20 protein-coding genes and 1 riboswitch are annotated in these 20,732 nt (G+C 40.9%); of the genes, 18 read left to right on the plus strand and 2 right to left on the minus strand.

Annotated features, from left to right (window positions below; genetic code table 11):
• Positions 1 to 178 precede the first annotated feature (178 nt).
• From LXM54_RS15665 to purD, 17 genes are all read left to right on the plus strand, one after another.
• Positions 179 to 1,414, plus strand: coding sequence for a sugar ABC transporter substrate-binding protein (locus LXM54_RS15665; RefSeq protein WP_233316398.1), 1,236 nt, complete (start codon positions 179 to 181; stop codon positions 1,412 to 1,414).
• 100 nt (positions 1,415 to 1,514) lie between these two features.
• Positions 1,515 to 2,402 carry a carbohydrate ABC transporter permease gene (locus tag LXM54_RS15670; RefSeq protein WP_233316171.1) on the plus strand — a complete coding sequence of 296 codons (888 nt, stop codon included), beginning with the start codon at positions 1,515 to 1,517 and terminating at the stop codon, positions 2,400 to 2,402.
• A 16-nt stretch (positions 2,403 to 2,418) separates the two neighbouring features.
• A complete protein-coding gene (locus LXM54_RS15675; protein ID WP_233316173.1) occupies positions 2,419 to 3,249 on the plus strand; it encodes a carbohydrate ABC transporter permease in 831 nt (276 codons plus the stop codon).
• Between the two features lie 167 nt (positions 3,250 to 3,416).
• Positions 3,417 to 3,977, plus strand: coding sequence for a DUF2179 domain-containing protein (locus tag LXM54_RS15680; protein WP_233316175.1), 561 nt, complete (start codon positions 3,417 to 3,419; stop codon positions 3,975 to 3,977).
• Positions 3,955 to 4,152 carry an NETI motif-containing protein gene (locus tag LXM54_RS15685; RefSeq protein WP_233316176.1) on the plus strand — a complete coding sequence of 66 codons (198 nt, stop codon included), beginning with the start codon at positions 3,955 to 3,957 and terminating at the stop codon, positions 4,150 to 4,152. The genes LXM54_RS15680 and LXM54_RS15685 overlap by 23 nt, the downstream gene beginning before the upstream one ends.
• Before the next feature lie 107 nt (positions 4,153 to 4,259).
• A riboswitch (purine riboswitch) is annotated at positions 4,260 to 4,360 on the plus strand.
• 127 nt (positions 4,361 to 4,487) lie between these two features.
• Positions 4,488 to 4,976: a 5-(carboxyamino)imidazole ribonucleotide mutase gene (gene purE / locus LXM54_RS15690; protein WP_233316177.1), complete on the plus strand. Its 489-nt coding sequence runs from the start codon at positions 4,488 to 4,490 to the stop codon at positions 4,974 to 4,976.
• Positions 4,963 to 6,117 carry a 5-(carboxyamino)imidazole ribonucleotide synthase gene (purK, locus tag LXM54_RS15695; protein ID WP_233316399.1) on the plus strand — a complete coding sequence of 385 codons (1,155 nt, stop codon included), beginning with the start codon at positions 4,963 to 4,965 and terminating at the stop codon, positions 6,115 to 6,117. Before purE ends, purK begins: the two co-directional genes overlap by 14 nt.
• Before the next feature lie 3 nt (positions 6,118 to 6,120).
• Positions 6,121 to 7,413, plus strand: a complete 1,293-nt coding sequence (gene purB / locus LXM54_RS15700; protein ID WP_233316179.1) for an adenylosuccinate lyase — start codon at positions 6,121 to 6,123, stop codon at positions 7,411 to 7,413.
• A 111-nt stretch (positions 7,414 to 7,524) separates the two neighbouring features.
• Positions 7,525 to 8,244, plus strand: coding sequence for a phosphoribosylaminoimidazolesuccinocarboxamide synthase (gene purC / locus LXM54_RS15705; protein ID WP_233316181.1), 720 nt, complete (start codon positions 7,525 to 7,527; stop codon positions 8,242 to 8,244).
• On the plus strand, positions 8,237 to 8,491 hold the full coding sequence (gene purS, locus LXM54_RS15710; RefSeq protein WP_144456273.1) for a phosphoribosylformylglycinamidine synthase subunit PurS: 255 nt from the start codon (positions 8,237 to 8,239) through the stop codon (positions 8,489 to 8,491). Before purC ends, purS begins: the two co-directional genes overlap by 8 nt.
• Positions 8,488 to 9,174, plus strand: coding sequence for a phosphoribosylformylglycinamidine synthase subunit PurQ (gene purQ / locus LXM54_RS15715; protein ID WP_233316183.1), 687 nt, complete (start codon positions 8,488 to 8,490; stop codon positions 9,172 to 9,174). Before purS ends, purQ begins: the two co-directional genes overlap by 4 nt.
• Entirely contained in the window at positions 9,158 to 11,374 is a 2,217-nt protein-coding gene (gene purL / locus LXM54_RS15720) for a phosphoribosylformylglycinamidine synthase subunit PurL (RefSeq protein WP_233316185.1), read from the plus strand. Before purQ ends, purL begins: the two co-directional genes overlap by 17 nt.
• Entirely contained in the window at positions 11,359 to 12,771 is a 1,413-nt protein-coding gene (purF, locus tag LXM54_RS15725) for an amidophosphoribosyltransferase (RefSeq protein ID WP_233316187.1), read from the plus strand. Before purL ends, purF begins: the two co-directional genes overlap by 16 nt.
• A 91-nt stretch (positions 12,772 to 12,862) precedes the next feature.
• The gene (gene purM / locus LXM54_RS15730) at positions 12,863 to 13,897 is read left to right on the plus strand and encodes a phosphoribosylformylglycinamidine cyclo-ligase (protein WP_233316188.1); all 1,035 of its coding nucleotides are present in this window, start codon (positions 12,863 to 12,865) and stop codon (positions 13,895 to 13,897) included.
• A 13-nt stretch (positions 13,898 to 13,910) separates the two neighbouring features.
• Complete coding sequence (gene purN / locus LXM54_RS15735; RefSeq protein ID WP_233316189.1) at positions 13,911 to 14,480, plus strand: phosphoribosylglycinamide formyltransferase; 570 nt, start codon at positions 13,911 to 13,913, stop codon at positions 14,478 to 14,480.
• A 48-nt stretch (positions 14,481 to 14,528) separates the two neighbouring features.
• On the plus strand, positions 14,529 to 16,064 hold the full coding sequence (gene purH / locus LXM54_RS15740; RefSeq protein WP_233316191.1) for a bifunctional phosphoribosylaminoimidazolecarboxamide formyltransferase/IMP cyclohydrolase: 1,536 nt from the start codon (positions 14,529 to 14,531) through the stop codon (positions 16,062 to 16,064).
• Between the two features lie 24 nt (positions 16,065 to 16,088).
• Positions 16,089 to 17,345: a phosphoribosylamine--glycine ligase gene (gene purD / locus LXM54_RS15745; protein WP_233316400.1), complete on the plus strand. Its 1,257-nt coding sequence runs from the start codon at positions 16,089 to 16,091 to the stop codon at positions 17,343 to 17,345.
• Between the two features lie 34 nt (positions 17,346 to 17,379).
• Here the strand turns inward: purD and LXM54_RS15750 are convergent, their stop codons facing one another.
• Both LXM54_RS15750 and LXM54_RS15755 read right to left on the minus strand, forming a co-directional pair.
• Positions 17,380 to 18,270, minus strand: coding sequence for an SDR family oxidoreductase (locus LXM54_RS15750; RefSeq protein WP_233316401.1), 891 nt, complete (start codon positions 18,268 to 18,270; stop codon positions 17,380 to 17,382).
• A gap of 203 nt (positions 18,271 to 18,473) precedes the next feature.
• Positions 18,474 to 18,833 (minus strand): YgaP-like transmembrane domain, encoded by a 360-nt coding sequence (locus LXM54_RS15755; RefSeq protein ID WP_233316192.1) that lies wholly within the window; start codon positions 18,831 to 18,833, stop codon positions 18,474 to 18,476.
• A gap of 139 nt (positions 18,834 to 18,972) precedes the next feature.
• On the opposite strand from LXM54_RS15755, the gene LXM54_RS15760 reads away from it, so the two are divergent.
• Entirely contained in the window at positions 18,973 to 20,718 is a 1,746-nt protein-coding gene (locus LXM54_RS15760) for an adenine deaminase C-terminal domain-containing protein (protein ID WP_233316194.1), read from the plus strand.
• The last annotated feature ends 14 nt before the right edge of the window (positions 20,719 to 20,732 follow it).

Raw genomic sequence — 20,732 nt, forward strand, 5'->3', positions numbered from 1 at the left:
CTTAAAAAAGAGACAGCAGTCATTTTGACTGCTGTCTCTTTTTTTATTTTGTTTCTTTCAAGTATCGGTTCCTTTGTAATTTGTTTAAAGAAAACGCTTGCAAGATATTAGAAACTAGTTTATCATTTCCTTATCGAAACGTTTCGATAAATCAGATTAGGAGGAATCAATGATGGGCTTGAAAAAGAAGTGGTTTATTTTCGGCATTACAGCTTTACTGGCACTTGGTTTAATGGCAGGTTGTTCACAGAAAAGCAGTTCAAGTGATTCTGATGTATTAACAGTCTGGGGTATGGGAGATGAGGTAAAGCAGCTTCCAAAAATGGCAGAGGAATTTACGAAGGAAACTGGGATTGAGGTTAAAATACAGTCGATTCCGTGGGCGAGTGCTCATGATAAGCTGTTAACGGCAGTCGCCTCTAAAAAAGGACCGGATGTACTGCAAATGGGCACAACATGGATGCCTGAGTTTCAGGCAGCGGGAGCTCTTGCTGATATGGGGGAATACTTGGATAAATATCCGAATTTAAAACCAGACAACTTCTTTGAAGGTTCTGTTGAAACAACTCTTTTCGATAATAAATATTATGGTATTCCTTGGGCTGCGGAAACCCGTGTCCTTTTCTACCGTACGGATATTCTTGAATCCGTTGGATATAAAAAAGCACCACAGACTTGGGAAGAGCTTAAGAATGCTGCTAAAAAGTTATCTGAACGCGGTGAAAACATGTACGGACTTAATGTAGATGCAAAGGAACAAACCTTGGCATTTATGTTTGCAAGACAGAATGGATCTGCTTTGTTGTCTGAAGGGAAACCACAGTTTAATGAACAAGCGTTTAAAGACGCAGTTTCTTATTTAAATGATTTTATTCAAAAGGGTTATGCTCCAAAGCAGGATTTAGGTATGGATGTCTCCCAAACATTTTCAGGTGATGCCATTGTTCCGATGTTTATAAGTGGGCCATGGATGGTCAAGGCAGTGAACGATACAGTTGAAGGTATTGAGGGGAAATGGGCAACCGCGGTTCTTCCAACTGGCGCGGATAATAATCTGTCTAGTTTGGGCGGTTCGAATCTGACCATTTTTGAACACTCCAGTAAAAAGGATGAAGCAGCTCAGTTTATTGATTTCATGATGAAAAAGGAAAATCAGCTGAAATGGCTGGGACTGACTAATGCTATGCCAACAGTGAAATCAGCCTGGGAGGATGATAGATTAGCAAAAGATCCATTATATGAAGTTTTCGGTCAACAAATGGAGGCTTCCCGCTCGATGCCTTTAATACCTGAGTTTGAGGAAATCGCCCAAAATTACTTAAAGCATTTTGAACAAATCTATTTAGGTGGAAATAATGTTGAGAAGGAAATGGAAGCCTTTAATAGAGAGACAGAGGAATTGTTAAATAAGTAATAGATGAGTGAGGGTAGCTTAAACGGGAAGTTTACTCAGCAAGCATTTATTAGCAGCAGTTTAACATACCCTCCTTCATTTACAAAAGGGAGTGCTAGTTATGCGGAATTTTGTTAATAAAAGGGCGCCTTATTTATTCATTTCCCCTGCCTTAATTTTATTAATGATGTTTTCTTTAATACCTATTGTCGTAGCTTTTGTAATCAGTTTTACAGATATTAGCTTAATAGGCTTGGCAGATTGGTCACAAATTAACTTTGTTGGTATTGATAATTATATAGATATTATGACAGATCCTCTCTTTTTAAAATCTATTGGTAATACGTTATTTTATGTCATTATTGGTGTTCCGCTGGTGATTATATGTTCCTTAGGAATAGCTGTATTAATCAACTTTGGCGAGAGTAGAGTCTTTCAATTTTTTCGGCTGATTTTTTATACTCCATCCATTACAAATGTTGTTGCCGTAGCTGTTGTATGGAGCTACTTATATAACCCCAGCTTTGGTTTTCTTAATTATTTATTATCATTGGCAGATATCCCCCCAGTTCCGTGGCTTCAGCATCCAGTTGTTGCTAAAATTTCACTAATAATTTTAGCCCTTTGGCGTGCAATTGGAACAAATATGATCATATTTTTGGCTGCTCTTCAAGGCATTCCAAAAGAGTATTATGAAGCTGCTTCTTTAGATGGAGCTAACAAACGGCAGCAGCTGATTAAAATTACTGTGCCTATGCTGAAATTTGCAATCTTCTTTGTGACAGTCACGACGATGATAGGCTGGCTCCAATTTTTTGAGGAACCGTTTATTATGACGAATGGAGGACCTCTGGACAGTACTACTTCTGTATCTTTATTTATCTATCGCAATGGCTTTCAATTTAGTAAATTCGGCTATGCAGCAGCAGGATCTTTCCTATTATTTATAGCGATAATAATTGTCACCTTGATTCAATTCCGTATGCAAAAAGTTAAAACGGAGGATTAAATAGAGGAGGGATAAAATGAATACAGCACATAAAAAGACAAAAGCTAGCAAATGGGTTGTTGCCATCATCCTTACTGCAGGCGGTATGCTTATGGTGCTTCCTTTCATTTGGATGTTGTTATCCTCATTAAAAACAGACACAGAAATCATGCAGTTTCCACCAACGATTTTACCGCAAGATCCCACTATGGATAACTTTAAAGAACTATTCTCTGCTTTTAACTTCTTTGTTTATTTTAAGAACACAATGATTATCGTTCTTTGTTCATTTGGAGGACTTTTTCTTAATGCAATGGCAGGCTACGGTTTTGCTAAATACAAATTTAAAGGAAAAAACTTTCTTTTCTATTTAGTGCTTGCAACGATGATGATTCCTGGACAAGTCACGATGATTCCGGTGTATTTAATCTTGAATGCGATGGGATTAACGAATACAATGGCGGGAATAGTCCTTCCTGGCTTAGTAGGTGCATTTGGCATATTTCTGTTTCGGCAGTTTATGTCTACAATATCAAATGAAATGTTTGAAGCTGCAAGGCTGGACGGTGCTAGTGAATGGAAAATCTTTTGGAGTATAGTTCTTCCTGTTTCGCGCCCTGTTCTAGCAGTACAAGGCATACTGACTTTCATTGGAGCCTGGAATTCGTTCTTATGGCCGTTAATTGTCGCCAATGATGAAAAATATTATACACTATCTGTCGGGCTACAGCTGTTAAAAGGGCAATATGCAAGCAATTATGCCTTACAAATGGCTGGTTCAACCTTCATGATTATTCCCATTATTATCGTATTTTTAGTTTTTCAGAAGTATATTTTGCAAGGCTTCAATGTTTCTGGAATGAAGTAATAATAATAAATAATATGAAAAAGGCTTAAAAGGAGATTTTCCTTTTAAGCCTTTTCTATTTTAAATACTCATACATATAAATAGGAAGAGATTTGTTTACAATTAAAAATTAAGGTAATTATAAAAAGAAACGCACAATTAAATGCTGAAAAAAGGGTGATGGATTAATGCTGGAAAACAGTGTTACAATGGTCGTAATCATATTAGTCATTAATATTGTATATGTGTCATTTTTTACAATCAGGATGATATTGACTTTAAAAGGGCAAAGATATTTGGCGGCTTTTCTCAGCATGATAGAAGTAGTTATTTATGTCATCGGCCTCGGGCTGGTATTAGATAATCTTGATCAGATTCAAAATCTAGTGGCTTATGCTGTAGGTTATGGAATTGGTGTTATCGTAGGCATGAAAATAGAAGAGAAGCTTGCGTTAGGATACATAACAGTTAATGTTATTACGAAAGAATATGATAGAGATTTACCTAAGGCCTTACGGGAAAAGGGTTATGGAGTTACGAGCTGGGCTGCACATGGCTTAGAAGGAGACAGAATGGCTCTGCAAATACTGTCGCCGAGAAAATATGAGCTGCGCCTCTATGATACAATAAAGAACTTAGACCCAAAGGCGTTTATTATTGCATATGAGCCAAAGACAATCTATGGCGGCTTTTGGGTAAAGAGCGTAAAGAAAGGAAAGTTATTTAATGGGCAAAAAGATGAAGTTTGAAGTACAAGAAAATGAAACGATTGATCAGTGTTTAGATCGGATAAAGAGTGAAGGCTACACTCCTGTAAAAAGATTAGAAAAACCGATTTTTAAAGAAAATGTAGTTAATGGACAGAAATCTTATGAACCTGTAGCCAGCCAAATAGTGTTTGAGGCGGTTAAGCTGGAAGGGTAAATCACGAACAATAAATATGATATTAGTATAATTGTTCGATTTTTATGTTGACAACGGGTGAAAATGCTTGTTAATATGGTATTGTGTTAATAAATAATATAAATGACAAACTAAATTTTAATAGCCCTCATATATAATGGGAATATGGCCCATAAGTTTCTACCTGGCTGCCGAGAACTGCCGGACTATGAGGGAAAGCAATAGAACGCCAGCAGAAGGGATTGGTATTTTTCCAGTCTTTTCAGGTTATTTGAGCTCTGGACGGATGCTTTCTCTCTATGTAGTAGAAACATCTGGGCAGGGCTTTTTATATGTAATAATTCAGGAGGAGAAATATGACTGCTCAAATTGGCGTTATTATGGGAAGCAAATCAGATTGGGAGACAATGAAGCATGCTTGTGACATCTTGGATATGCTGGAAGTGAGTTATGAAAAGAAGGTTGTATCTGCACATCGCACCCCTGATTTAATGTTTGAATATGCCGAGAGTGCTAGAAGCCGGGGACTGCGTGCTATTATTGCAGGTGCTGGCGGTGCCGCTCACTTACCAGGGATGGTTGCAGCAAAAACGACATTGCCTGTGATTGGAGTTCCGGTCCAATCAAGAGCGCTTAACGGGCTTGACTCTCTGTTATCAATTGTGCAGATGCCAGGCGGTGTTCCTGTTGCTACAGTGGCAATTGGTAAGGCTGGTGCGACTAATGCAGGCTTGCTGGCTGCCCAAATAATAGCTGCCTTTGAACCAGAATTAGCTGAAAGAATTTCCTCTATGAGAGAGAAAACCAAAACCGAGGTTATAGAAAGTAGTGATGAACTTGTCTAACTCAGTGATTCTTCCAGGTCAAACTATTGGTATAATTGGTGGTGGGCAATTAGGCAGAATGATGGCATTGGCTGCAAAAGCGCAAGGGTATCGAATTGCTGTGTTGGATCCAACAGAGGACTCACCATGCGGTCAAGTGGCTGATTATAAGATTGTGGCTGCATATAACAGTATGGAAGGCATTAAACAGCTGGCGCAGGTGAGTGATGTTATCACATATGAATTTGAGAATATTGATGCAGAAGGATTGGAATGGCTGCAAACACATGCATATGTACCGCAGGGATCTTCCGTCCTGGAAATAACGCAGGACCGAATTAGCGAAAAATTAGCCATTCAAAAAGCCGGCGTTAAGGTTGCTCCATTCGAGGTAATCGAGGAGCCTGCAGACTTAAAAAAGGCACTGGAAACGATAGGTATTCCGGCTGTTTTGAAAACAGCAAGAGGCGGTTATGACGGTAAAGGTCAATTTGTAATCACTTCAAGCGCTGAAGTACAGGAAGCAGAGAAGCTGCTGACGCAAGGCATATGTGTTCTGGAAAAATGGATTCCTTTTGAAAAAGAAATCTCTGTTATTGTGACAAGAGGCACTAATGGAGAATCAACTGTCTTTCCAGTGAGTGAAAACATCCATATTAACAATATACTTCACCAATCAATTGTGCCTGCCAGAATAAGCGACCATGCAAAAGAGGCTGCGATTCAAAAGGCAGGAATTATCGCTGAACACCTGCAGCTAGTCGGCACATTGGCAGTGGAAATGTTCTTAAGCAAGGGTGACGATGTATATATCAATGAATTGGCGCCAAGACCGCATAACTCAGGACACTATACGATAGAGGCATGTGAAACATCACAATTTGAGCAGCATATTCGAGCAGTTTGTGGAATGCCGCTGGGAAGCACGAAGTTATTGAGACCAGCAGTAATGGTTAATATATTAGGTGAACATCAAGCTCCTATTATCAACGTACTTCCAGAACTGCAAGACTGGAAAGTCCACCTTTACGGAAAGCTAGAACCAAAGGAAAAGCGCAAGATGGGACATGCGACGTTGCTGCGTTCGTCTGTTGAAATTGCCCTTGATGAAATAGACAGGTCCAGTATTTGGAGCCTGCAAACAGAAAAAATCGGAGGATAAGATATGATTGATCGTTATACGAGACCAGAAATGGGAAATATTTGGACTGAGCAAAATCGTTTTCAAGCATGGCTGGAGGTTGAAATCCTTGCATGTGAAGCATGGGTGAAGCTAGGTGAAATACCTGAAGAGGATGTTAAGAAAATCCGCGAAAACGCGTCCTTTGACATTGCACGAATTCAAGAAATTGAGCAGGATACACGTCATGATGTTGTTGCGTTCACAAGAGCTGTTTCCGAAACATTGGGAGAAGAGCGCAAATGGGTTCATTACGGATTAACATCAACTGACGTAGTGGATACAGCATTATCTTACTTAATCAGACAAGCAAATGAAATTATTTTAAAGGACTTGGAGAACTTTATTGAAGTCTTGAAAAATAAAGCAATTGAACATAAATACACAGTCATGATGGGCCGTACACATGGTGTCCATGCAGAACCGACAACATTTGGGTTGAAGCTGGCATTATGGCATGAGGAAATGAAGCGCAATCTAGAACGCTTTAAAGCTGCAGCAGCAGGTGTAGAGTTTGGAAAGATTTCAGGAGCAGTTGGAACATATGCCAATATCGATCCATTTGTGGAGCAATACGTATGTGAGCAGTTAGGTTTGCAACCAGCACCGATTTCCACACAAACATTACAGCGTGACCGTCATGCAGACTATATGGGGACAATCGCTCTCATTGCAACATCAATCGAAAAGTTTGCTGTTGAAATCCGCGGACTGCAAAAGAGTGAAACTAGAGAAGTGGAAGAATTCTTTGCTAAAGGGCAAAAAGGTTCTTCAGCAATGCCGCATAAGCGTAATCCGATTGGTTCAGAAAATATGGCAGGTCTTGCTCGTGTTATCCGCGGCTATATGATGACTGCTTATGAAAATGTTCCGCTATGGCATGAAAGAGATATCTCTCATTCTTCAGCTGAACGAATTATCATTCCAGATGCAACAATTGCTATCAACTATATGTTAAACAGATTCAGCAATATTGTTAAGAACTTAACTGTATTCCCAGAGAACATGAAACGCAATATGGATCGCACATTAGGATTGATCTATTCGCAACGAGTACTATTAGCCTTGATCGATAAAGGACTTACAAGAGAAGAGGCTTACGATACAGTTCAGCCGAGAGCAATGGAATCTTGGGAAAAGCAAGTTCCTTTCCGTGAACTAGTAGACAATGACCCAACTATCTCATCTAAGCTGACTAAAGAAGAAGTTGATGATTGCTTTGATTACCATTTCCATATCAAGCATGTTGATACTATCTTTAACAGATTGGGACTTTAATAAATTTGGCATAAAAGCACCATGGGGCGCTTTTATGCCGAATACCCTAATTTAGCAAGTTAATCTTACATTCGTTTTATCCCTAATTTTTTTGATAAGGAGACTCTTCAAATGGAAAAGAGAGCTTTATTGTACGAAGGAAAGGCAAAAAGAGTTTATGGAACGTCTGATGAAAATATCGTCTGGCTTGAATATAAAGATTCTGCAACAGCATTTAACGGTGAAAAGAAGGCAGATATCACAGGTAAGGGCCGTTTAAATAACGAGATTACGAGCTTGCTATTTTTAAAGCTAAAAGACATGGGCATAGAATCCCACTTTATCGAAAAACTGTCAGAAACAGAACAGCTAGTGAAGAAGGTTTCCATCATTCCATTAGAAGTTGTTGTTAGGAATTTAGCTGCTGGGAGCTTTTCAAAAAGATTAGGAATAGAAGAGGGGCAGCCATTATCAAAGCCTCTTGTTGAATTTTATTATAAAGATGACTCGCTAGGAGATCCGATTATGACGGAGGATCATATAGAAGAGCTAAAGCTTGCGACAGAAAAAGAAGTTGCAATATTGAAAAAAAACGCTCTTGAAGTGAATAAAGCATTAAGTGCTTTCTTTGCAGAGTTAGGCATCCGTCTTATCGATTTTAAGCTTGAGTTCGGCAAGGACAGCAATGGAGAAATAATGCTAGCTGATGAGGTTTCTCCTGATACATGCCGTTTATGGGATATAAAAACAAACGCGAAATTAGATAAGGATGTATTTCGTCGCGATTTAGGAAATTTGACAGAAGCATATGAGAATATTCTAGCTAGATTAGGGGGAAAACAGCATGTTTAAAGTTAAAGTATATATCACATTAAGAGAGAGTGTTTTAGATCCACAAGGAAATGCAGTGAAAGGGTCTCTTCATTCCCTTAACTATCAAGAAGTAAATGATGTACGCATCGGGAAGTATTTAGAGCTTACTCTAGAAAAATCGGATAGAAATGTAGATGAGCTTGTAAAGGAAATGTGTGAAAAATTGTTGGCCAACACTGTAATTGAAGATTACACATATGAGGTTGAGGAGGTTGTTGCACAGTGAAATTCGCGGTAGTCGTATTTCCAGGGTCCAATTGTGATGTCGATATGTTGCACGCAATAACGGATGAATTGGGAGAAGAAGCAGAATACGTATGGCATGACGCAGATAGCTTGGAAGGTTATGACGGAATTTTACTGCCTGGCGGATTCTCATACGGTGACTATCTTCGCACCGGCGCCATTGCAAGATTCAGCAATGTCATGAAGGAAGTTGTAAAAGCAGCCGAAGCGGGCAAACCAGTATTGGGTGTCTGCAATGGATTCCAAATTTTACTGGAGGCTGGACTTTTGCCAGGAGCAATGAGACGGAACGATCAGCTTAAGTTCATCTGCCGTCCTGTTGAACTGAAGGTCGAAAACAACAGCACAATGTTCTCCAATGCATATAAAGAGCAGGAAGTCATCACTGTTCCTATCGCCCATGGAGAAGGAAACTACTATTGTGATGAAAAAACGTTAGCTAGATTACAAGAAAACAAGCAAATTGTATTCACATATAATGGCGAAAATCCAAATGGAAGCCTAGAAAATATTGCAGGAATCACTAATGAAAAAGGAAATGTCCTTGGCATGATGCCGCATCCAGAAAGAGCAGTTGATGAGCTGTTAGGCGGAGCGGATGGCCTAAAGATTTTCCAATCAATCGTTAAACAGTGGAGGGAAGCAAATGTCGTTAATGCTTGAGCCAAGTCCAGAACAAATTAAGTCAGAGGAAATTTACAAACAAATGGGTGTTACGGACGAAGAATTCGCTATGGTCGAAAAGATTCTTGGCCGCAAGCCTAACTACACAGAAATTGGACTGTTTTCAGTTATGTGGTCTGAGCATTGCAGCTACAAAAACTCTAAACCAGTGTTAAGAAAATTCCCGACATCTGGTCCGCAAGTGCTTCAAGGTCCTGGTGAAGGTGCAGGGATTGTGGATATTGGGGATGGGCAAGCAGTGGCCTTCAAAATTGAAAGCCATAACCATCCGTCTGCAATCGAGCCGTATCAAGGAGCTGCAACTGGAGTGGGCGGCATTATCCGCGACGTTTTCTCCATGGGAGCAAGACCGATTGCTATTCTGAACTCTCTTCGTTTTGGCGAATTGGATAATGCTCGTACAAAGTATCTTTTTGAAGAAGTTGTTGCAGGGATTGCAGGTTACGGAAACTGTATCGGTATTCCGACAGTGGGGGGAGAAATTGCCTTTGATTCATCCTATGCAGGCAACCCGCTTGTAAATGCGATGTGTGTTGGTTTAATTAACCATGAAGACATTAAAAAAGGCCAGGCACATGGAGTTGGCAACACGGTAATGTACGTAGGAGCAAAGACAGGCCGTGATGGTATTCATGGGGCAACATTCGCATCAGAAGAGCTGACAGAGAATTCAGATGAAAAGCGTCCGGCAGTTCAAGTTGGCGACCCGTTCATGGAGAAACTTTTACTTGAGGCATGCTTGGAACTGATCAAATCAGATGCTCTAGTCGGTATTCAGGATATGGGTGCAGCAGGACTTGCGAGCTCAAGTGCAGAGATGGCAAGCAAAGCTGGATCTGGAATTGAAATGAATCTTGATTTAGTGCCGCAGCGTGAAGTGGGCATGACAGCTTATGAAATGATGCTGTCAGAATCTCAAGAACGTATGCTGATTGTTGTTAAAAAAGGCAGAGAGCAAGAGATTAAGGATCTATTCGATAAATATGATTTGGAAGCAGTTGCTATCGGTGTTGTTACAGATGATAAAATGCTGCGACTTCTTCATAAAGGGGAAGTAGTTGCGAACGTACCAGCTGATGCTTTGGCTGAGGATGCTCCTGTTTACCAAAAACCTTCTGCAGAACCGCAATATTTCCGTGATTTCCAAGCAATGGAGAACACAATCCCTGCAGTTGATAATTATGGAGAAGCACTTGCTAATCTTCTTAAACAGCCGACAATCGCTTCAAAGGAATGGGTTTATAACCAATATGACTATATGGTTCGCACAAGTACAGTAGTTGCACCAGGATCAGATGCTGCTGTTGTCCGTATTCGCGGAACGAAAAAAGCGTTAGCGATGACGACTGACTGTAATGCGCGTTATCTTTACCTAGATCCAGAAACAGGCGGGAAAATTGCTGTTGCAGAGGCTGCTCGCAATATCGTCTGCTCAGGGGCAGAGCCATTGGCAATTACAGACAACTTAAACTTTGGTAACCCTGAAAAGCCAGAAATATTCTGGCAGATTGAAAAAGCTGCTGACGGTATAAGTGAAGCATGCTTAGCACTTAATGCACCGGTTATTGGCGGTAACGTGTCCCTATACAATGAAACAAACGGAACAGCAATCTATCCGACACCAGTAATCGGAATGGTTGGTCTGATTAAAGATACAAATGATATAACAACACAAAGCTTTAAAGCAAGCGGAGATCTTATTTATCTTCTTGGTGAAACGAAGGATGAATTCGGAGGAAGCGAACTTCAAAAGATGCTTGAAGGCTCCATTTCAGGAAAATCACCTGAATTAGACTTAGAAGTAGAAAAGAGCCATCAAGCTGCAGTGCTTGCTGCTATCAGAGCAGGTGTTGTTGAATCTGCTCATGATCTAGCTGAAGGCGGCTTAGCAGTTGCAGCTGCAGAAAGCTTGTTTGGACCGAACGGTTTGGGTGCGAAGCTTGATTTGGAAGGCAACCCTGTTTCTGCTCTATTCAGTGAATCTCAATCACGTTTCTTGCTTTCTGTTAAACCAGGTAACAAAGAAGAATTCGAAAAGCTAGTTCCTGCAACATTGATTGGAAAAGTAACAGACGACAATATTCTTGCTGTTAGCCAAGGGGAAAATATCCTAATTAAGGAACAGGTGGAAGTGTTAGAAGCCGCCTGGAGAGGAGCTATTCCATGCTTGCTGAAATAAGAGGGTTAAATGAAGAATGCGGAGTCTTTGGTGTTTGGGGCCATAACGATGCTGCGCAGCTTGCTTATTACGGGCTTCACAGCCTGCAGCACAGGGGACAAGAAGGTACAGGAATTGTTACAACAGACGGGAAACAGCTAAAAGGCATTAAAGGGGAAGGACTTGTTGCAGAGGTCTTCACACAGGATGCCATGAAGGAATTGACAGGAAAAGCTGCAATCGGTCATGTTCGTTATGCAACAGCAGGAGGTGGGGGCTATGAAAATGTCCAGCCCCTTCTGTTTCATTTCCAAAGCGGAAGCATGGCACTTGCTCATAATGGAAATCTTGTTAATGCTAATGCGCTCAAAAGCCAATTGGAAGCGCAAGGCAGCATCTTTCAGACTAGCTCTGATACAGAGGTACTTGCTCACTTAATTAGAAGAGGCGGTTTTTCTGCCTTTAATGAAAGAGTGAAAAATGCTTTGACAATGATTAAAGGGGCATATGCTTTCTTAATCTTGACAGAGACAGAGCTGATGGTTGCACTAGATCCAAATGGTATGAGACCACTTTCTTTAGGAAAACTGGGTGATGCTTATGTTGTTGCCTCAGAAACATGTGCATTTGATGTTGTCGGTGCAGAATTTATCCGCGATGTCCTGCCGGGAGAGCTTTTGATTATTGACGATAATGGTTTCCGTTCTGAGATGTTCTCAGTGGCTTCCAATATTGCAATGTGTACGATGGAGTATGTGTATTTCTCAAGACCAGACAGCAATATCAATGGTATCAATGTTCATACTGCCAGAAAAAACTTAGGGAAAAGACTGGCTTTTGAAGCGCCAATTGAAGCAGATGTCGTAACAGGCGTTCCTGACTCAAGTATTTCTGCAGCAATTGGCTATGCAGAGGAAACAGGCATACCTTACGAGTTAGGCTTAATTAAGAACCGATATGTAGGACGCACCTTCATTCAGCCATCCCAATCATTGCGTGAACAAGGGGTGAAAATGAAGCTTTCAGCAGTCCGTGGTGTCGTTGAAGGCAAACGTGTCATCATGGTGGACGATTCTATCGTTAGAGGAACAACAAGCAGAAGAATCGTGTCCATGCTTCGTGAGGCTGGTGCAACAGAAGTGCATGTATTAATCAGTTCACCACCTATTAAAAACCCGTGTTTTTACGGAATCGATACATCTACAAAAGAAGAGCTGATTGCATCGAGATACTCGGTTGATGAGCTTCGGGAAATCATTGGTGCTGACTCTCTCATTTTCTTGAGCACAGAAGGAATGGTAGAAGCGATCGGCAGAAATGAAGAAGGGGAGAATAGAGGTTCCTGCTTAGCTTGCTTTACAGGCAAATATCCGACAGAAATCTATCCTTCTGCACTGCAATCATATGAAAAGGTGTAAAAGTAAACAGAAGTGAAAAGCGGCATATGGGTGTGTCGCTTTTCCATTGAAATGCACATAAGAGATGTCTTTGAATAGTAGGAGGATACGTATGGCTGAAAGCTACAAACAAGCAGGAGTTAATATCGAGGCAGGCTATGAAGCAGTTTCGAGAATGAAGAAGCATGTAAATAAAACAATCAGACCTGGTGTAATGGGAGGTCTTGGCGGTTTCGGAGGCATGTTCGATCTGTCAGTATTAAACCTGAAAAATCCAGTGCTGGTTTCTGGAACAGATGGGGTAGGTACAAAGCTGATGCTTGCATTTATGCTTGATAAGCATGATACAATCGGCGTAGATGCTGTGGCAATGTGTGTAAATGATATTGTCGTACAAGGAGCAGAACCTATTTACTTCCTTGATTATATTGCGTGCGGCAAAGCAGAGCCTGCAAAGATTGAAGCTATTGTAAAAGGGATTGCAGATGGCTGTGAACAAGCTGGCTGCGCATTAGTCGGCGGGGAAACTGCTGAAATGCCAGGGATGTACAGCGAAGAGGAATATGACCTTGCTGGATTTGCTGTTGGTGCTTGTGAGAAAGAACGTGTCATTACAGGGGAGGATATTAAGGCTGGAGATGTTCTGATTGGTTTGGCTTCAAGCGGAATTCACAGCAATGGCTATTCTCTTGTCCGCAAGCTTTTCTTTGAAAAAGCTAATATGTCTTTATCTGATTATGTAGACGAATTAGGCTGTACGCTTGGAGAAGAATTAATCAAGCCGACGAAAATCTATGTAAAATCAGTTCTGTCTGCTCTTCAAAAGTTCGAGATTAAGGGATTATCCCATATAACAGGCGGAGGTTTCATTGAAAATATTCCTCGCATGCTTCCAGAAGGATTAGGGATCGAACTTGAAGAAACTAATTGGGAAGTGCCTCCTGTTTTTAAGGTGATGGAAAAAATAGGAGATTTACAGCGCGAGGAAATGTATAATATTTTTAACATGGGCACAGGAATGGTTCTTGCTGTGGACAGCGATGCGGAGCAAGATGTTCTAAAGCATTTTCAGGCAATCGGCGAAAAGGCATATACAATCGGCAAGGTAACAGATGATGGGGAAATCAACATCATTCTGAAACAATAACGGAGGAACAGACATGAAAAATATTGCTGTTTTTGCGTCAGGCAGCGGCTCCAATTTCCAAGCACTTGTAGATGCTGCAGAAAAAAATGAGCTGCAGGCGTCTATTAAATTACTAGTCTGTGACAAACCTAAGGCGTATGTTGTAGAAAGAGCTGCGAACCACAATGTTGATGTGTTTACATTCACAGCCAAAGATTATCCTTCAAAGGCGGAATATGAACAAGATATACTTCGGAAACTAAAAGATTACGAGATAGAGTGGATTATCCTTGCAGGTTATATGCGTTTGATTGGAGATACACTGCTTCAGGAATTCCCTGGTAAGATAATAAATATCCACCCGTCCTTGCTTCCTAATTTTCCTGGCAAAGATGCTGTCGGCCAAGCGCTTGCAGCAGGTGCAAAGGAAACAGGGGTAACGGTTCACTATGTGGATGAAGGAATGGATACAGGACCGATAATTGCTCAAGAGGCCGTCGGTATCATAGAAGGAGAAACGAATGAAAGCCTTCAAGCGAAAATCCAAAGCATCGAGCATGGACTGTATCCGAAGGTAGTTCAATCATTAGTCCTTTCCAATTGAGTAATTGCAGCAATAGACTACTATATGAAACAGGGGGAAATAAAGGAAATGAAAAAGCGTGCATTAATAAGTGTTTCAGATAAAACAGGAATTACAAGCTTTGCAAAAGAGCTTCATGAATTAGGATTCGAGCTGATTTCTACAGGTGGAACAAAAAAGGCCATTCAAGAGAGCGGCATCCCAGTACTTAGTGTCAGTGACGTAACTGGATTTCCGGAAATCCTGGAAGGCAGGGTAAAAACTTTAAATCCGTATATTCATGGCGGTCTTTTGGCGAAATTTGACGAACCTGGACACCAAGCACAGCTTGAGGAGCATAAAATTCAGCCAATCCAGCTAGTTTGTGTGAATCTTTATCCTTTCCAAGCAACAATTGCGAAGGAAGACGTAACAGTGGAGGATGCCATTGAAAATATTGATATCGGCGGTCCAACAATGCTTCGCGCTTCTGCAAAAAACCATCAATATGTAACAGTTGTAGTGGACCCAAGTGATTATACAACGGTTGTCGATGAACTAAAGCAAGATGGAGAAGTGAAGTTTGAAACAAGAAGAAAGCTTGCTGCTAAAGTGTTCCGTCACACTGCTGCTTACGATTCCATGATTTCTCAATACATGAGCGATCTTTCAGGTGAAGAAAACCCTGAATCATTGACTGTCACATATGAACTGAAGCAATCTTTAAGATATGGAGAAAACCCGCATCAAAATGCAGCGTTTTACCGTAAGCCTTTAGGTTCTGCATTTTCTATTGCGAATGCAACACAGCTGCATGGCAAGGAGCTTTCTTACAATAATATCAATGATGCAGATGCTGCAATTCAAATCGTCAAAGAATTCACAGAACCAGCAGCTGTTGCAATTAAGCATAGCAACCCATGCGGAGTTGGAACAGGCGAGGATATTTTCACTGCGTACACAAGAGCATTTGAGGCAGATCCTGTTTCTATTTTCGGAGGAATTGTCGCATTGAACAGAGAGGTTGACGCTGCAACAGCTCAGAAGCTGCATGAAATCTTTTTAGAAATCGTCATTGCGCCATCTTATTCAGAAGAGGCTTTAGAGATTCTTAAAGGGAAGAAAAACATTCGTCTGTTAACTATTCCATTCTCTGCAGGCAACAAGAAGGAAATGAAATTTACGACAATTGAAGGCGGCTTGCTTGTTCAAGATTTCGACCATTTTACATTGGATGATGCAACAATCACTATCCCAACTGACAAAAAGCCGACAGATGAAGAATGGGAAGCACTGAAGTTTGGCTGGAAGGTTGTTAAGCATGTGAAATCGAATGCGATTGTCGTTAATAATCAGGAAATGACTTTAGGAGTAGGTGCAGGTCAAATGAACCGTGTTGGTTCAGCAAAGATTGCCTTGGAACAGGCTGGAGAAAAGGCAGTTGGAGCAGTATTGGCTTCCGATGCGTTCTTCCCAATGGATGATACAGTCGAAGCAGCAGCAAAAGCTGGAGTCACTGCAATCATTCAAACAGGCGGCAGTATCAGAGATGAAGATTCCATCAAGAAAGCAAACGAGTATGGAATTGCCATGGTATTGACAGGAGTAAGGCACTTTAAACACTAAAAGCTTTGATGGAGGATGGAAATGATGAAGGTACTCGTAATCGGCCGTGGTGGAAGAGAGCATACGATTTGCACAAAAATTAAAGAAAGCAAATTAGTTGAAACTATCTTTGTAGCACCAGGCAATGTAGGAATGACAGATGTTGCCGAACGCGTTTCAATTGAAGAGACAGAAGTAGATAAGCTTGTTGAATTTGCTCTAGATAATAAAGTGGACCTGACGGTAGTAGGACCTGAAGTTCCTTTGCTGTTAGGTGTTGTTGATAAATTGGAGGCTGCTGGGCTGAAGGTTTTCGGACCAAGGCAAAAAGCAGCAGAAATTGAAGGAAGTAAATCCTTTGCGAAGGATTTAATGAAGAAATATGAGATCCCGACAGGAAAGTATGAAACATTTTCTGATTATGAGCAAGCTAAAGCATATATATTAGAGCATGGGGCGCCGATTGTTATTAAGGCAGACGGCCTTGCAGCAGGCAAGGGTGTAACAGTTGCAATGACATTGGAAGAAGCTTTGGCAAGCATTGAAGAAATGCTTGTCGGTGCGAAATTCGGTGATGCATCTGCGACTGTTGTTATTGAAGAATTCCTGGCTGGTGAGGAGTTTTCCTTAATGTCCTTCGTCAATGGGGACACAGTCATTCCATTAGAGATTGCTCAAGACCATAAAAGAGCATATGATGGTGATCAAGGACCGAATACTGGCGGCATGGGAGCTTATTCTCCTGTTCCTCATATCGATGAGAAAATCGTGCAGACTGCCATTGAAACAATCGTTAAGCCGACTGCACAGGCAATGATTACAGAAGACAGATCGTTTACGGGAATCTTATATGCCGGTCTTATTGCTACAGAAGAAGGCCCAAAAGTGATTGAATTTAATGCTCGCCTCGGCGATCCAGAAACACAGGTTGTTTTGCCTAGGATGAAATCTGATTTAGTTGAAGTGCTGCTTGCTATCCTTGAAGGAGAGACTCCTGTTATAGAGTGGCACGATGAGGATATGCTTGGTGTTGTCGTTGCAGCGAAAGGATATCCAGAAAGCTATGGAAAAGGTGCTGTCATCAAAGGTTTAAACACGATGGAGGATGTATCTATTTTCCACGCTGGCACAAGTTTGGACGAAGACGGTAACTTTACAGTGGACGGCGGCAGAGTATTGCTTGTTGCTGCTAAGAGCAAAACAATTAAGGCTGCCCAAGACAAGGTATATAAAGAGTTAGAAAAGCTGGAAAGCGATGGAGTTTTCTACAGAAAAGACATCGGCTTTAAAGCAATTAAATAATATGAAAAAAGATCCCAGTTGGGATCTTTTTTTGTTAGGCTAGTTCAATACCGCCTGTAATTCCATATACTTGTGCTGTTACGTAGCTTGATTCCTCAGATGCAAGGAACACATATACGGAAGACAATTCAACAGGCTGTCCGCTTCGCTGCAACGGTGTATTTTGACCAAATTGTGGAATTTTGTCACTAGGCTGTCCTCCAGTAACCTGCAATGCTGTCCAAATTGGACCTGGTGCCACCGTATTTACACGAATGCCTTTTGAGGCAACTTGTTTAGCCAACCCGCGTGTAAATCCGGTAATCGCAAATTTAGTAGAAGCGTAATCAAGCAGGTTCGGGCTTGGATTATAGCCTTGAACAGAAGTAGTCGTAATAATGGAAGCCCCTTTTGGCAGAAGTGGCAACGCTGCTTTTACAACCCAGAACAATGAAAATACATTAATTTCAAATGTGCTTCGAAGCTGTTCTGTCGTCAAATCAGCAATATCTTCAACTGCTTGCTGCTTGCCTGCTACTAACGCCAGCACATCAAGACCGCCGAGCTCATCATATGCTTTTTTAACTAATTCACCACAAAAAGCCTCATCACTTAAATCACCAGGGATAAGAACAGCTTTTCGTCCTTCCGCTTCAATCAGTTCCTTTACTTCTTCTGCATCGGGCTGTTCTTCTGGCAGATAATTGATTGCGACATCTGCGCCTTCTCGAGCATAAGCAATAGCAGCTGCACGGCCGATACCAGAATCTCCTCCGGTTACAAGAGCTTTGCGGTTTGTCAATCTGCCATTTCCTTTGTAGCTTTTTTCTCCGCAGTCAGGCACTGGCTCCATTTTTTGCTGCAGTCCTGGCGGGTCCTGATATTGCTTAGGGAAGTCTCCTGTAAAGTATTGTTCTAATGGATTGTTTAGATTAGACAATGCAATCTCTCCTTTTTGTTTTATTTCCGTTTACTCTTTTTCCATGCTTCTCTATTTGGATTCCCAATCATACACAACAATAAACAATACTTTGGTGAAAAATTACAAAGAGAAATAAAAGTAAGAGGTATGGATAATGAGTCTTTTGCATATTATTTACGAATACAATAAGAAGCCTGCAGGCTAGCAAGGCTGCAGGCATTAGTGGTTTATTTTTTCATATCCTCAGGTGAAAAGATGGTTGCAGGATTAAATTCGCTCATGATGTTTTGAATGTCCGCAGGAGAAGCTTTTTCACTATCCTTAGGTTTTTCCTTATTTTCCTTGTGGGCAGTGTGCTCATTGTCTTTTTTAGGTGTATGTCCCTTACTGTTGTCAAATAGAGCAACAATCGGACAATAACGCACAATTCCTTCTGCGATTTTCATTCCAGCAAGCATAGCTATCCATAAATAGGATTGCTGATTAGGTCTTTTTGCGAGCTTAGCTGTGCTCCAGGCTAAAAAGGTAAAGCCAAGTGTGATGCGAATCATTGCATTTATCAAGCTGATATTTTGCTTAGGGTTCATAATAAAAACAGCCTCCTTAGAAAATTTAACGTAATAGTAATATTAGAAAAATCTTTCTGTGATAAAATGATTTTAATGATAAACATTTCCATTTTTTTAAAATAAAAACAAAAGCTGCAAATACAAAGGGGAGAAAACAATGTTAGAGCAACGTTACCGTTGGAAGAACAAATTGTTAAGAAAACATGTTTCCGTCCTAAATGGCGAAATTGCGCCATCCATCATATTGCAAAACGCAAAATATCTTAATCAGATTTTGCGAAAATGGATTTGTGCAAACATTTGGATATACCAAGATAGAATCATTTATGTCGGGCAAGAGATGCCTGGAAATGTCCGCGGCAGTGAAATTATTGATTGTGATGGTCAATATTTAGTGCCGGGCTATATAGAACCGCATTCCCATCCTTTTCAAATATATAATCCCCTTACACTTGCTCAATATACATCTCAATTTGGAACAACAACGCTCATAAATGATAACCTTCTATTGGCTTTGCAGTTAGAAAAAAAGAAAGCGTTTTCTTTTATGAGTCAGATGCGGAACCTTCCAACGTCAATGTTTTGGTGGTGCCGGTATGATTCTCAGACAGAGCTTGCAGAAGAGGAAAAAGTATTCTCCCACAGCAATGTTAAAAGCTGGCTTGAGCATGATGCTGTCATTCAAGGTGGGGAGCTTAGCGGTTGGCCGCAACTGTTGGATGGTGATGATATGATGCTCCATTGGATTCAAGAGACGAAACGGATGCGAAAGCAAGTAGAGGGACATTTTCCCGGAGCATCGGAAAAAACATTAGCAAAGCTGATGCTGCTTGGAGTTGACAGTGATCATGAGGCAATGACAGGCAAGGAAGTGCTTGACCGGCTGATGCAAGGTTATATGGTCAGTCTCAGATACTCATCTATACGCCCTGATTTGCCAAAGCTTGTCAAAGAAATGAAGGAGCTTGGAATCAGCCAGTTTGATAAATGCATGCTGACAACAGATGGGTCTCCGTCCTATTTTTATGAAAGCGGGCATATTGACCAGCTTATCCGCATAGCAATGGAACAAGGAATTCCTTCTGTGGATGCCTATAATATGGCAACCATAAATATTGCAAGATACTACAATATTGAGCACCTGCACGGAAATATTGCGACTGGCAGAGTCGCTAATATAAATTTCCTAAAGGACATCGCTGATCCAACACCTCACTCCGTTTTGGCAAAAGGAGTCTGGGTAAAGCGGGCAGGTGAGATAGTGACAGAAGCGTACCCTTCCATTGATTGGGTGGAATTTGGTTTTGAGCCATTAAAGCTTGACTGGGAATTGACTTATGACGATATGCAATTCTCCATGCCATTCGGAATAAAGCTTGAAAACTCTGTTATCACAAAACCATACTCCATTTCCATTGATGTATCTGGTGAGGCGCTTTCCCAAAATCATGATGAGTGTTTCTTTATGCTGTTAGGAAGAAACGGAAATTGGAGAATAAACACACTTCTTAAAGGATTCTCGAAGGAAATAGGCGGTTTGGCAAGCTCTTATACAGGCGATGGAGATATTATCCTCTTAGGAAAAAATCAGAAAGACATGATAAAGGCTTTCAATAGGATGAAAGAGATAGGCGGAGGAATTGTCATATACAAGGACGGCCAATTGGCTTTAGAGCTGCCGCTGCCTTTAAAAGGTGTAATGGCTGATATGTCTGTTAATGAATTGATTAAGACAGAAAAAAAGTTATTACAATATATTAAGGATGCTGGCTTTCCTTTTGACGATCCAATATATACGCTTGTTTTCTTTTCTGCTACCCATCTACCGTATATAAGAATTACCCAGAGAGGTTTATATGATGTCATGAATAAAAATGTACTCTTTCCGTCAATAATGCGTTAAAATATAAAAGAGAT

The organism is Bacillus sp. Au-Bac7 (assembly GCF_021341655.1).
Classification (GTDB): domain Bacteria; phylum Bacillota; class Bacilli; order Bacillales; family Cytobacillaceae; genus Niallia.

What these genes read in the sequence shown, in the direction of transcription:
- LXM54_RS15670 (WP_233316171.1), top strand. Translation starts at nt 1,515, where the DNA reads ATGCGGAATTTTGTTAATAAAAGGGCGCCTTATTTATTCATTTCCCCT.
- LXM54_RS15675 (WP_233316173.1), top strand. Translation starts at nt 2,419, where the DNA reads ATGAATACAGCACATAAAAAGACAAAAGCTAGCAAATGGGTTGTTGCC.
- LXM54_RS15680 (WP_233316175.1), top strand. Translation starts at nt 3,417, where the DNA reads ATGCTGGAAAACAGTGTTACAATGGTCGTAATCATATTAGTCATTAAT.
- LXM54_RS15685 (WP_233316176.1), top strand. Translation starts at nt 3,955, where the DNA reads ATGGGCAAAAAGATGAAGTTTGAAGTACAAGAAAATGAAACGATTGAT.
- purE (WP_233316177.1), top strand. Translation starts at nt 4,488, where the DNA reads ATGACTGCTCAAATTGGCGTTATTATGGGAAGCAAATCAGATTGGGAG.
- purK (WP_233316399.1), top strand. Translation starts at nt 4,963, where the DNA reads ATGAACTTGTCTAACTCAGTGATTCTTCCAGGTCAAACTATTGGTATA.
- purB (WP_233316179.1), top strand. Translation starts at nt 6,121, where the DNA reads ATGATTGATCGTTATACGAGACCAGAAATGGGAAATATTTGGACTGAG.
- purC (WP_233316181.1), top strand. Translation starts at nt 7,525, where the DNA reads ATGGAAAAGAGAGCTTTATTGTACGAAGGAAAGGCAAAAAGAGTTTAT.
- purS (WP_144456273.1), top strand. Translation starts at nt 8,237, where the DNA reads ATGTTTAAAGTTAAAGTATATATCACATTAAGAGAGAGTGTTTTAGAT.
- purL (WP_233316185.1), top strand. Translation starts at nt 9,158, where the DNA reads ATGTCGTTAATGCTTGAGCCAAGTCCAGAACAAATTAAGTCAGAGGAA.
- purF (WP_233316187.1), top strand. Translation starts at nt 11,359, where the DNA reads ATGCTTGCTGAAATAAGAGGGTTAAATGAAGAATGCGGAGTCTTTGGT.
- purM (WP_233316188.1), top strand. Translation starts at nt 12,863, where the DNA reads ATGGCTGAAAGCTACAAACAAGCAGGAGTTAATATCGAGGCAGGCTAT.
- purN (WP_233316189.1), top strand. Translation starts at nt 13,911, where the DNA reads ATGAAAAATATTGCTGTTTTTGCGTCAGGCAGCGGCTCCAATTTCCAA.
- purH (WP_233316191.1), top strand. Translation starts at nt 14,529, where the DNA reads ATGAAAAAGCGTGCATTAATAAGTGTTTCAGATAAAACAGGAATTACA.
- purD (WP_233316400.1), top strand. Translation starts at nt 16,089, where the DNA reads ATGAAGGTACTCGTAATCGGCCGTGGTGGAAGAGAGCATACGATTTGC.
- LXM54_RS15755 (WP_233316192.1), bottom strand. Translation starts at nt 18,833, where the DNA reads ATGAACCCTAAGCAAAATATCAGCTTGATAAATGCAATGATTCGCATC.
- LXM54_RS15760 (WP_233316194.1), top strand. Translation starts at nt 18,973, where the DNA reads ATGTTAGAGCAACGTTACCGTTGGAAGAACAAATTGTTAAGAAAACAT.